The organism is Algoriphagus litoralis, assembly GCF_003259255.1.
Taxonomy (GTDB): Bacteria; Bacteroidota; Bacteroidia; order Cytophagales; family Cyclobacteriaceae; genus Algoriphagus; species Algoriphagus litoralis.
The window spans coordinates 1-12834 of the sequence record NZ_QGOL01000016.1; the positions used below are offsets into that span (position 1 = coordinate 1).

Below are 12834 nucleotides of genomic sequence, written 5' to 3' on the forward strand. Positions count from 1 at the left end.
AGACTTCCTTCTCGTAAGGAGAATATTTTCATACATTAGGGCAGCAACCAAGGCGTGCCGTAGGCATAGCCCGGGGTTTCAACCCCGTGATTTAGGAATAGAATAGATTTTAGTGCTGGCGCAAGATGTCTAATAGGTAAAGGATGTTGGTGCCAGCGCAATGGAACAGGGAGTTTGAACGGAACCATCCTGAAAATAGAATCCCGATCCAATTGCAGTTCGAAGTCAGCAATAGTAAGGGCCCAAGTTGGAAAACTTGGGCCAAATGGAGTTAGTATAGTATTTCATTGAATAACTATACTAACATATTAAACCTTACCCACGAAAACAGAATCCGAAAACAGATAGGAATTCGAACTTACCTTACGATAAAAGGCCAGGTAAACGAACCATGATTTTTCAAGGTCCGCTTCAGACAATGGTAGGTTAGCCTGTAATTTGGATCTTGAATTTGCTTCTTTTATCCAGTGAAATTTTCCTGTGTCTTGATGAAGAAGGAAAACCATCGCTTGTTCAGGCATAAAGGAAGTCCCCTTTTCTGAATTATCAGCCCAGAAAATCTCAATGAGGTTCCCATTTCGCTTAGCTTCCGCATTTTCAGGTCCAAGTAATGGGCCAGAACTAATTTTCAGATATGCCGGATCAATAGGAGGATTTACCCCAAAATTATATCCCTTCTGTAGAAATTCTTTGAAAGCGCAGTGAACCCCACTTTTTGACAGGGTAGATTGGTTCTGAAATCCGAAGTTTAACACCTGCTTAAAGGGTTTCAGGAATGCATTGATATCCTTGAATCGCTTTCGATTGATAAGTTGAAGCGGTGATGGATGGGTTTTATTTCGGTGATTGGGTGTAGGTAGCCTTCTCATGATTGTCTGCCCATCCAATTCATAAAATGTAAAACCACCCGATTTTCCTTGGGGCCGAAGCCCTCCAAAACTCATTATTTTAGCCATAGTATTGATTATTTACTGTGTTCAATAGTATGGACCAAAAAAAACAAAGCTGAGAAATGCTGCAATTGAATGTGCGGAATTGACGGATTTTGCGGAAATATGCGTTTACATTACTCCAGCTTTACATCTACCTTAATACAGTCAATATGAGTAGAAAGGCCTAATAAAGTCCGAATTAACCCTGAATTTTGCTCGAATTTATTCTGGGATTAATAAGGAAAAAAAGTGCTTAAAGTTACTTTTAGGGAGAGCTTTTTAATTCCTTACTTAGCCATGAAATAGGTATTACCCCGCTATGAAAAGAAATTCTCAAACCCTTTTTTAGACGTTAAGGATTTCTTTCCGAAAGCTTTTCCGCTTTCACTAAGCGATTTCTTTCAAATTCGGATTGTGCAAAATGAAGGTGATTTGATAGCAATTCGAAAAAATAGAGTCGTTGCTCGATTTCATCGGGTGATTTTTCTCTTTTGGCGAGGAAAACGATCCAGCCTTGAAGGATCTCCCAAAGAAACACATCCCGAGTATGAGCGAGGTAAGAGTCAAAAAGTTCATTTTGGTGGTATTCCGTTTCTAAAGTGAGCATGTCCTTAGAGGTTTAGTGATAGGCCTAATTTCCGAGAATGAAAAAGAATAAACTATTCCATTGGGGAATGAAAAATCCGGAATACGAAATGAATTATCACAAACGAATATTCTAAACCCGCCAATTAGGATGCTTATTTTGAAGAGTTAGAAAAAAAGTTTTCAGTTTTACCGATGGGAAAAGCCTTTTTTAGTAAAAAGATTTAATTAAGTATTTTGGCTTTATGCTTTCTAAGACGCTGCAATGGACTGTTGTACAAATTCTAAATTCTGTCCATTCTTGTTAAAATTCGGAAAATGGGATAATTTAGTTTATTGCTTTATCAGGGCATTCCCTATTTTTCCAAAGTAAATAAAGACTATGAACGAGAAAATTCACCACGGCAGAAATATCAAGCGTTTTCGCGAGATGATGGGAATTAAGCAGGAGGCCTTAGCTCATGAACTTGGGGAAGAGTGGTCCCAAAAGAAGATCAGTTTGCTGGAGCAGAAAGAAGAAGTAGAGGTAGAATTGCTTCGTCAGGTGGGTGAGATCTTACGAATTCCGGTAGAGGCTTTTCAGAATTTTGATGAGGAACAGGCTGTAAATATTATAGCCAATACATTTAACAAAGAAGCATTTATTGCAAATTCTGGTGGAACTTTCCAATTCAATCCACTAGAAGAAATCAAAAAGCTCCACGAAGAAAAAATTGCGCTTTATGAGCGGATGCTAAAGGAGAAGGATGAGATGATGGGAAGGCTGGAAAAGCTGTTGGGGAAATGAGGTAGAGAGGAGTCGGAAGACTGGAGACTTAAGACAGAAGAATCCATAAGTTTGTCTCCCTCCTGTGGGAAGGAGTCCTAAAAGCAATGAAATTTTTGCCGGATTTCAAATCCTATGGCAGGACTTCGCAATTGCTCCCGATGCAATCGGGATTCGAAGAAACAAAAATCTCGAAGAACCGAACCCGATGAAAAATAAAAAATATTCCCCTTTTTACTTGACTTGTATTTCGGCACTGCTAAAAAGGTTAAGTATCTATGCCTTTGCTATGGGACTGGTATGGAATTGATACGGGACTGATGGGGGATAAATGGCTTGTTGAATTGTTGAATGTATGGTGATCAAGGATAAAATGTTCAAGGTTCAGGAGTTCAATGTTCAAGGGTTGAGTTTACTAATTGTTGAATCGGTGAATTGAGTAATTGTTGAATTGAAAATGCCGGACGATATTTACTCCTGTTTCCGGGATATAGTTTCCATTAGAAGGGTTTAGCATTTAGGAATAAAAATCCTTTAACAAGACCTCATAATTATAAATTCCTAGAAACAAAAAACGCCTCCGTTTCGGGGGGCGTTTAGATCTAAAATATTTGTAGGCTTATACTTTTACTATTCTAGCTCTTTTCCTTTTTACTCTTTCACCGAGTGAAGGGAGGTTTATTTCCATTGTATTTCGCCTTTGACTTATTTCTCTTCCCTTTTCTTCCAAAAATAAATCAAGCTCAGCTGCCCCATTACACTAGTCAGGTTCTCCCCTTTCGGAAACTCTGGCGTACTGGCAGGGTCAAGTTGCCACTGGTAGTTTCTTGCGTGAATGAGTTGGAGCTTAGAACTGACAAGGAGGTTATTGAACTGCTTGTCGTATAAAAAGCCGAGGGAAAGGTCGATCCAAGGTTTACGTTCTGATTGTTGGCCAAAAGCTCGATAATAAAAGTCTTGTTGATTTGCCAATCGTTCAAGTAATATCCCGACTTTGTTGTAATTCTCGACTAAGGCAAACTCGATAGATTGGACATTTGATCCCATTCCAATTCCCACTCCCAAAGGAATTCCATTTTGAACAAAACCCCGGGCAATCCCATGAGTGTGCCAAGAAAACTCACCTCCTAACCCACTATACCGAATATATCGATTAATAGATTCTTGCTGATGCGTAATTTCTCCCCTGATTTGAAGAAATCGGTTAGGGTTCTCTAAAGAAACAACTTTATTGAAACCAAGGATATAAGCCCTTGCATGCTCTGGACTTAAAATAAAATCTCTCCAATTAAAGGCATGATCTCTTCTACCGAATTCACCATAGAATTCAGTTTTATATCTTTTGGAGAATACTCGAAAGAAAAATGAAGCACTCTGATCCCTTCCTAAACCATCAAACTCTACTGTAGTGCCATTTTCATCAAATAAAGATTCCTTTTGGAAAGGATCAAAAATAGGAAAATAGCTAGCAAAATCGTTTTGCATCATACTACTATATTGTTGGAAAGTACGCGAAAGCCCAACATGAATTCCTTTTAACCATTTTGGACTATAAGTGATGGTCATGGCATTCAAATATCTCCAATCATCTCTCAGAGGCCTAAAAAATCTTTCATTTAATTCCTGATTTTGAAGAGGGGCAATTCCTGAATTCGTGAGTTTACCAACAATAATCTGACCTTCGAAACTACCCAGGAAAGTTTTGGCAGGTTTCGTTGTATTAAATGTCAAATGCGGAAACCCACTTGCATTATTGGAAAAAGTTAAAGAATTAAACTGACCTGGTCCCCACCAGATATTTTGAGTAGACCCCCCTATTTCAAAAGCTCCGAATTGGAAAGTCAGCTTTGATTGACCCCACCAAAACTTTGAATAAATATCGGTACCAAATCTTTCTGGGTGATCACCAACATTAAGTGTATGAAATCTATCTCGAATTTCTTGATCTGATAAATTTTCACCGAAGCCTTGGAAATCGTTGTTCGATGCCCAGATAAATTCAGGTTGGAATTGAAAACTGACAAATTTAAATTTTGCATGTATCCCAGTTGAGACATATTGTTGGAATCCCACATTCGGAACCATGCCATAATTCCCCCAACCATACGGCCTTTGGGTATTAATTCGAATAGTAGTAATTAAAGGAATAGTATTAACTTCTATTCCATATTTACTTAATCCAACAGGATCATAAAAAGGCAAAACTGAATCAAAAGATACAGAAGTATTTGGTCTTAAAAGAAATGAACTTGTTGTAGAATCCTTGAGCAACTGATTGATTCTTGTTCTTTCTTCAAGAACTGGAAAACCAGCAGGTATTCCTTGAGCAAGAATTACCTGAGTTAAAAGGGAGAAAATAAGAAAAATAAAAATTCTCAAAACAGGCTAGGAAATAATTCTAAAATTTTCTTAAAATAGCGGGAATACAACCAAAAGTAATTGGTTTTAAGTCCATTTTCTTTACAAGCTCTTAAATCCTCTTGATTAATAATCCAATTGCTTTTCCATGATTTGGTACTCAAACCGCCAGTTCGCATTTTCATTAAATCGATGGGCAGATAATGATAGCTCAATTTGTGTTTATACAGAAAACGAACTAACAATTCAAAGTCAGCAGCGATTTTATAGTCAGTTTTATAATAACCAAACTTCTCGAAGTTACTCTTAAAAGTAAAAAAAGTAGGATGAGCGGGCATCAATCCTTTTCTAAATTTTTCGGGTGAAAACCTTCCGGAACGATAGTATCGTACTGTCTTTTCCAAATTTGATGGATCAACAAAACGGACATCAGCATATACACATTCTGTTTTATAATCTCTAAATGCATTAACTATTTGTGAAATAGAATCTGATCTATGATAAAAATCATCAGAATTAATTATACCGACAATATCTCCAGAAGCCATTCTTATACCTTTATTCATGGCATCATATAACCCCTTGTCCGGCTCGGAAATCCAATTGCTAATACTTTTAGAATTTTTTCTTACAATAGCCACGGTATCATCAATAGAATTACCATCTATCACTAAGTACTCAATATCTGAGTAATCCTGAAATTCCAAACTATCGATCGTATCTTGAAGAGTAGCCGCAGAGTTATACGTAACAGTGATAATACTTACTTTCATTATACTTCCTAATTAGAACTGCTGTCTTTAATAAAATCTGAAACTCTAGACAATAGATCCAAATTTACGTCTTTTGAAAATAAACCCATTGAAGCACATTTCTTTAAGGTTTCAATGGAACACTCCCACCATTTTAACTCCAATAATTTCGCTATAATGTCAGAACTGAATCTCATTTTAATGACTTTTGCAGGAACACCCCCAACTATTGAATAAGGAGAAACGTCTTTCGTAACTAGCGAGTGCGCTCCAATAATTGCCCCATCACCAATAGTAATACCATCCAAAATCGTAACATTGGCACCTATCCACACATCACTACCGATTGAAATTGGTAAATGTTCCTCAAAACCTGAGTCATTAGAAGTCCAAGATTCTTTTAATGGATTAAGCGCAGAATATAAAACAGGGTTGGTAGATATAAAATTTGTAGGATGTCTACCCAATCCCATTTTTGAATTTTGCCCTATAGAGCAAAACTTACCAATTTTTGTGTTATTAATTTTTGAAAAATAACTTACATAGCTATAACTTCCAAGATAGGAATTGCTAACAACTGAAAATGGATATACCACCGCGCTGCTTTCTATGGTGCTATTCTTAGATATAGAAAAAAAATTGAAAAAAAATCTTAAAAATGAATGCATGAGAAAATTATTTATAAAGCTTGACAAGAAATACAAAACAAAATACTAATCAATATCAATAGATTTTTTGGCAATGTTCTCATAGGAAAATAATACATAATTTTTTGAAGCGAGCTCGCTCAATAGTTTCTTATTATTGTAACACTCTAATATATACTTCCTAAGGTTATAACTTGATGTCGACTCTAAGGCTATGATACTTTTATTCACCTCCAAATGATGGAATCCTGACCACTTCTTTATTATTACAGGAACTCCTATACCTATTGTCTGCTCCCATAACACGGAATGAGTACCTGGATAGACAGCTAAATCAGACGCAAACAAATATTTATAAATTTCTGAAGAATTTTGCCATCCTAAATAACATATTCTTCTATCGCTAGCAACTAAATCAAAAAATTGGTTTTCAAAATCCTTCATTATCGCACCAAAAACCAATAGTCTAAAATTTTTGGCGTTGACAGAAGTAAACGCTTTTAATAATTGGTCCACTTTTTTATGTGAATCTATTTTACCTCCTGAAATAATCACATAATCATCATCATTAAATCCCAACTTTTCACGGTAACTCCGCCTATGTAAATCTTTATGAGCAAAATCCGCATTATCTAGATCTACACCCATTATCAAAGTATCGATTTTAAGTCTGTTGATTTTATAAACTTCCTCTAAAAAATCAGAACGGGAGGGAGTCACACCCCAGAATCTAGTGACATATGGCTCCAATCTTTTAATAACAAACCTCCATACAATCTTGTGTAAAATATTCTTTGAAAACCAAGTCCTAGCACTATTAATGTAGTCCGCATGATTATCTACAAATATTTTAACATTCGGATTTACTAACTTGTACTTTCTTACTATATCAATATCTAAGAATTGGCCTCCATGTAGAAAAACAATATCAGGTTTTTCGTCAAATAGCCGATACTCGAAATTTGAATACCTACGAAGTATCTTATTGAAATAAAAGAGGAAATTCTTAAATTTTAATCGAATAACCCTTATACCGTCGGAAGAAATATATTCTGTTTCCATCTGTTCCAATAAACAGGGTTGACCTTGACTATCAAAAGAGACTGTTGACGCAATAATGACTACATCAAATAAAAGTTTCTTATGATACTTAGGCAAAATATTTTCCTGGTAAGAATAATTATCAATATAGAAACTTGCTAAACATATATGAGCTATTTTCACAACAAATTATGATAAAAATTAATAACCAATAAATATAAATAAACCACGTAATGAACTTAATAAAAATTATAAAGTTTTAAGAAAAATAACAAATAATAAAAACAACTTACTATTTAAAAATATCAATAAAAAATAAATCTCAGATCAAAATTTAACGATCAAAATAAAATTGATACCAAATATTCGAATCAACATTAGCCGTAATAATGTTTAAGTAAAATATAGAAATGAAAGTCAAAATTAACACATAAGCAAAGCCCTTAGTATACAGTGAATTTTTAAATAAATAAAATAAAAAATAAGAATATACTATACTTTCAAAAATAAAGAAGTAACGAAATGGTCTCGTGATAACTATCGATCCTACTGGAAAAATATTTTCAGTTAGTAATCCAATAAAAAACAATGAATAGATTATTAAAAACCATTTACTATAAAAGTAATCCTTTAATTTCTTACTATTAAAAATTACCAACGTATTTAATAATAATCTAAAATAATAGGCAATTCCAGAACCACCAACGGTTGATGAAGCCTCCTCTTGAAACCTTTCCATTGAATAATCATATAATCCGCCCGATATTTCTGATTGATAAAATTCAATTACCGGAGCAACTCTAGCCAAAAAGGAGTTAAACAAATACTGAATAACAAAAGCCGTCAAAAACAACATCAATTGAATTCTAATACTCCTAAAATAATCTTTACCATTTTTTAAAAAAAAATATAATGGAATTAAAATAATAGCACTTGTATGAAAACCTATAGACAATAAACAAAAACCAAAGTACATCCATAACTTTTCCTTTTCGATAAAATTAAGTGCATATATCCATATACACATAGCTATCGATTGACGAATTCCATTCATCCAAAATAGCCAGTCACCATTTGCAAAAATAAAGAACAGCAATAAAGGAAGCACAAAAGCATCTCTTTTGAACGCTAATACAAAAAATGTGATATTTAAAAAAGCCAAAAAGGAAAAATAAATGGTAAAATGAAAATTCAAGCTATTAAACAACTCTCTAATCCAAACAAAAAATACCTCTCCCTTTCCGACATCAATATTATAAAAATATCCCTCGTAATAGGTTAAATAATCGGCTCCTACCTTATAACGCAAACCCATAACCAAAGAAAAAATACAAATAATTAAAATCAAGTATATTCGCTTACTATCGTTAGAAACTCTAGTATTAAAATAAGCATACTGATGACTTCGTTGCAGGGAGTATAGCCAAGCAAATGCAACCATTACTGCCACTAATATACTATAAACTATTAGACTTTGAAAAACCATTGTTTTGTAAGTCCCTAATAAAATTTTTTAAAAGAACCGAAATTGAAAATAGAAACAAAGAACAATTTAATAGATTTACTTTTGTTTTACTTTGTTTAATAGTGCCTATATTCAATTTCGTTAAAAGTTCATTTCGAACAGAATTAAAAACCCCAAAATAGTTTTTTAGACTAAAACAATAATATAATTTGTTAAAAATTGAAGAAACAACCAAATAAATACTATAATTTAAAATATTTATTTGAAGACTATTTAATTTTGGATGTAAATAGATATATTGATAGATATACTTAATATTATCTATCATTCGGTACACATTGTTAACCGATCTCTTTCTTGATGCACTACCTTCACGTTCCTTGACCAAATAAAATATCTGGTCGATAAATTGAATTTCTTTCGCATATATATATGCTAAAAACATAAATATGCTATCCTCTCCGTTCTTTAGACCAATGGGGAAGACCACGTCATTATCAAATAAAAATTTCCGACTAAATAAACATCCACATACAGAACCTCTTATATAGCTCTTCTTAGAAATTAGGTGATTTCCGTCATACTGGACGATTAAAAAGGAATCATCAAAACTGTATCTCTCATTCTGAACCACTCCATCTTTAAATGTGAAGGAACGTGCTACAATTACTTCGGATTTAAGACTATCAACACTTCCAAATATACCTTCTAAACAGTTAGGGTAAAGTTCATCATCTCCATCTACAAAACAAATCCAGTCCCCAAGAGCCTTTTTTAAACCAAAGTTTCTAGCCTCACTAACACCTCTATTTTCCTGATTAAATATCTGTATTCTGCTATCACTTGAAGCAAAATTATTACAAATTTTACCCGATTGATCTGTACTGCCATCATTAATCAACAACAATTCATAATTTCTATAACTTTGGCCTAAAATTGATTGTAAACAATCGGAAATATAGCCTTCAACATTAAATACCGGAATTATTATAGAAACTTTAGGTCTAGTCATTTAAATGCTTTTGTAAAAATATAGAAAATTTTCTCTCTTTGAGCTTCTAAAACACTATTGACTTTACTAAAGTTATTATTTTTCGATAGAATATGCATTATTATTGATTCGTCTTGAGTGCTTACCCTATTTTCTAGACCAAAAGCCCTCAATAGTGACTGAAACCTTGCAGGCCTTCGCATTTCCTTGACAATAGCTATGAAAGGTTTGTTAAAAAAATCAAAAATACTATATCATAAAAAGAATCAGTTATAATAAGTTCAGAATTCAAACAATCTTCTATATACTATTCCGTATTATAAACGGAAATAATAATTGATAGTTTGTTGGCCAATCTTAATTTTCATTCACTTTAATGGATTCCAAAATTTGAGAAATAGTCCTTTCCCATGTAAATTCCCTTAACACAGTCTCTCGAGCTGAAACGCCAAATTGAGCTAACAATTTTCGGTTAACCATAAGATTCCTAATATAATTCGCCAACTCATGTTCGGAGTTTTTTGTCATTAAATAACCATTCAACCCATGTGAAATAATTTCATCGGACGCAACGCTAAACTCCCCACTGCTGTTACTAATAGCGATACAGGGCAAACCGCAGGACATAGCTTCTATATATACACTACCAAATCCTTCATACAACGAAGGAAGTACAAACAAATGACTATTTTGATACCACCTCTCGACATTCTTCTGTTTCCCTTCGAATGAAACAAACTCTTTTAGGGTCAAATCTTCTACCAGCTTCAGTAGTTCCACTTGGTAGGCTCCATCCCCGACGATTGAATAATTGATACTATGGCCTTCATCTGTAAGGATCTTTACCGCTCTAATAACACATTGTATATTTTTCAATTTGTCAATGCGACAAACACTTATAATATTAAAGACACTATTTGCGAGTATATCTGTCGAGGACGTTCTTGGGTGAAATCGATTGTAATCAACTCCAGCCGGTACAACTCCAACCTTCATTCTTGACTCATTCAGTTTAAAAAAGTTGAGGGTATGATCTTTCCTTTTTTTACTAAGGAAGATATTAACGCTACTTTGAATCGCATTTTTCTCAAAGTACCATGCTACGATATATGAAAACTGGGAAGATATTGCTATTCTTATATCTTTGACACTCCTAGCGCGTCTTAATAAAGACCAGATTGAACGATAGGTATAATAGGAATATGGAGCAGCGTTAATATATATTGATTTTTCTTTGACCAATCTCGACGCTGCCCATGCCATTCCGAACGAACGCGACCAGACTTGATCATACAAACCTAATACTCCAGTTAATTGTTTTTTGTAACTAAAAACAGATCTTAAAAAGAAAACTGAAGGTCTCACTTTTGACGTGTCAAGACTTACAGTTTCTACATCTCTTGGAGCAGCATCATCTGGAATATTATCACCCATCGTATGGATTAGAACGACCTTGTGTCCTTGCCTGACAAGTTCCTCCGAACAATGAAAGATCCAAGCTTCAATGCCCCCTTTTGATCTCCCCAGCAGCTCATGAAGAATTGCTATTTTCGCCATAAAGTCCTTTTGATTTTACCCAGACTATTCAGAACGTAAATATATAGTCTTTTACTTCGATTAGATGCATGATTTTCAGGTCCAGAAAAATCAGCTGCAGACATAGCTTGATAACTTAGTTCGCAAATACTATAGTATTTATCATATTCTATATTTTCCTTCACTGCAAGTGCAAATGAATTAAATACCCAAGCGTCACTTCTCACATAAAAAGAATTATCTACAATTTGGTTCCTATGAGAAACAATAGGAAAAAAATACTTCCCATTCCAAGAGTACTTTTCTATCCATGCATAAATTAGCCTCGCTCTGTTCCTGAATTCTTCATTCATATCTTCTACAACTTTTCCAGCCAGAAGAAACCCCGAAGCGCAAGAACAATAGCCCCACAGATGAATATCAGTTCTCTTATTCAGATAGGGTATTTTACCATCGTCCTCTTGTTTGGAGGACACATGGATGCTTGCTGAAGCAATTATCCTACGTTGTTCATCAGTGGGTTTGACAAATTGAGATTCACAATGTGCTTCAACTTGTTGCATTTGATGATAATAATCAATCTTGTTTAGTGCTTCCTCTGAAAGATCATCACGCATTTGATCAGAATAAAACCAAAATTTCCCTAAGCCATGTTGATCCGAAGACATTACAGACTCCAAATATACTACCATACCATGATAAATAACATCTAATTCTACATCTGGGAAAACTGAAAGATATTCTCCTAATGCCCCCACAGCGAATGAAGTTCCATTATAAACCATAACTTGGTTGATGGTACGAGGTGCATAAGGTATCATCCATTTGTTCTGATCAACTTTTACGGCATTATTTTTAATCCAGTTTGCTGCTTTATGAGCAGCCTCCGCGGCTATTTGATTTCCAGAAATTTTGTAATAACGCACTAACGCAGACAAACCTACTAGTTCCGGAGAAGTACTCTCCCCCTTTTTATGTAAAAGACCAAAGTTAAATTCATATCCGATATCAAACCCACCGTCTTCCTGTTGCGTTGAAACCAAGATTATACACACCCTATGAGCGCGTTTTAACCAAATATCCTTATTCGTTGCTTCGTAGAGCCGAATACAGCCAATTAATACCTGATAGATCGTTTGACTGCAATATCTAACAAATAAAGGTTTATAAAAAAGCTTTGATGCGAGACTTAAAATTATCTTTTTCATTACTTTGAGAGATTTTTCGCAGGGATTCCTGCGATAACAGAATTGGAGTCGAAGCTCTTTGTAACTACAGCGCCCGCGGCAACTAAACAGCCATCACCTATATATACACCCGCTGTGATTACCGCATTTGCCGCTATCCATGTACCCTTCCCTATTTTAATCTCTTTACCAATTCCAGGTCCAAATCGATAACTTCCATTAACAGGAGTATGATTGCTACTCACCATTTTAACGCCAGGGCCTAACATAACTTCGTCACCAAAGATTATACCACCTCTAACACCGCTTATCCAGCAACCATGTCCTATATATACATCGTTTCCTACTTCAATATTTCTACAATGCTCAAGTTTCGCACCCAATGCAACTTGAAAATTATTTCCGCATTTTCGAAGGAATGGCTTATATACCCAACCTCTAATATTACAACCCCAGGCTGATGATGGAAAAACTTGAGAAGAAATTTCCAGAATTCGAAAAAGAGTATCAAATAAAAACGTTCCTGAAAGTTTGAATAAAATATAAAGCTTTTTTAATAAGACAATCATTATCT

General features: G+C 34.6%; 12 protein-coding genes. 1 reads left to right on the forward strand and 11 read right to left on the reverse strand.

Going from position 1 to position 12834, the window contains the following annotated elements; translation table 11 throughout:
- Positions 1–308: 308 nt before the first annotated feature.
- Together DK188_RS17840 and DK188_RS17845 are read right to left on the reverse strand one after the other, a co-directional pair.
- The gene (locus DK188_RS17840) at positions 309–956 is read right to left on the reverse strand and encodes a DUF6266 family protein (protein ID WP_111672211.1); all 648 of its coding nucleotides are present in this window, start codon (positions 954–956) and stop codon (positions 309–311) included.
- Positions 957–1284: 328 nt separating this feature from the next.
- On the reverse strand, positions 1285–1539 hold the full coding sequence (locus tag DK188_RS17845) for a hypothetical protein (protein ID WP_111672212.1): 255 nt from the start codon (positions 1537–1539) through the stop codon (positions 1285–1287).
- Between the two features lie 360 nt (positions 1540–1899).
- Here DK188_RS17845 and DK188_RS17850 point away from each other — a divergent pair, with 360 nt between their 5' ends.
- A complete protein-coding gene (locus tag DK188_RS17850) occupies positions 1900–2304 on the forward strand; it encodes a helix-turn-helix transcriptional regulator (RefSeq protein WP_111672213.1) in 405 nt (134 codons plus the stop codon).
- Positions 2305–2988: 684 nt separating this feature from the next.
- Here the strand turns inward: DK188_RS17850 and DK188_RS17860 are convergent.
- The 9 genes from DK188_RS17860 to DK188_RS17905 form a co-directional block, all read right to left on the reverse strand.
- Positions 2989–4662, reverse strand: a complete 1674-nt coding sequence (locus DK188_RS17860; protein WP_111672215.1) for a capsule assembly Wzi family protein — start codon at positions 4660–4662, stop codon at positions 2989–2991.
- The gene (locus DK188_RS17865; protein ID WP_111672216.1) at positions 4659–5414 is read right to left on the reverse strand and encodes a glycosyltransferase family 2 protein; all 756 of its coding nucleotides are present in this window, start codon (positions 5412–5414) and stop codon (positions 4659–4661) included. Before DK188_RS17865 ends, DK188_RS17860 begins: the two co-directional genes overlap by 4 nt.
- A gap of 8 nt (positions 5415–5422) precedes the next feature.
- A complete protein-coding gene (locus DK188_RS17870; RefSeq protein ID WP_111672217.1) occupies positions 5423–6061 on the reverse strand; it encodes a CatB-related O-acetyltransferase in 639 nt (212 codons plus the stop codon).
- A 45-nt stretch (positions 6062–6106) separates the two neighbouring features.
- Positions 6107–7264, reverse strand: coding sequence for a glycosyltransferase (locus tag DK188_RS17875; RefSeq protein ID WP_111672218.1), 1158 nt, complete (start codon positions 7262–7264; stop codon positions 6107–6109).
- Between the two features lie 151 nt (positions 7265–7415).
- The gene (locus DK188_RS17880; protein WP_111672219.1) at positions 7416–8567 is read right to left on the reverse strand and encodes an EpsG family protein; all 1152 of its coding nucleotides are present in this window, start codon (positions 8565–8567) and stop codon (positions 7416–7418) included.
- A complete protein-coding gene (locus DK188_RS17885) occupies positions 8539–9558 on the reverse strand; it encodes a glycosyltransferase family 2 protein (protein WP_111672220.1) in 1020 nt (339 codons plus the stop codon). Before DK188_RS17885 ends, DK188_RS17880 begins: the two co-directional genes overlap by 29 nt.
- 336 nt (positions 9559–9894) lie before the next feature.
- Positions 9895–11094, reverse strand: coding sequence for a glycosyltransferase family 4 protein (locus DK188_RS17895; RefSeq protein WP_111672222.1), 1200 nt, complete (start codon positions 11092–11094; stop codon positions 9895–9897).
- On the reverse strand, positions 11082–12281 hold the full coding sequence (locus DK188_RS17900; protein ID WP_111672223.1) for a hypothetical protein: 1200 nt from the start codon (positions 12279–12281) through the stop codon (positions 11082–11084). The genes DK188_RS17895 and DK188_RS17900 overlap by 13 nt, the downstream gene beginning before the upstream one ends.
- On the reverse strand, positions 12281–12829 hold the full coding sequence (locus DK188_RS17905; protein WP_111672224.1) for an acyltransferase: 549 nt from the start codon (positions 12827–12829) through the stop codon (positions 12281–12283). The genes DK188_RS17900 and DK188_RS17905 overlap by 1 nt, the downstream gene beginning before the upstream one ends.
- Between the last annotated feature and the right edge of the window lie 5 nt (positions 12830–12834).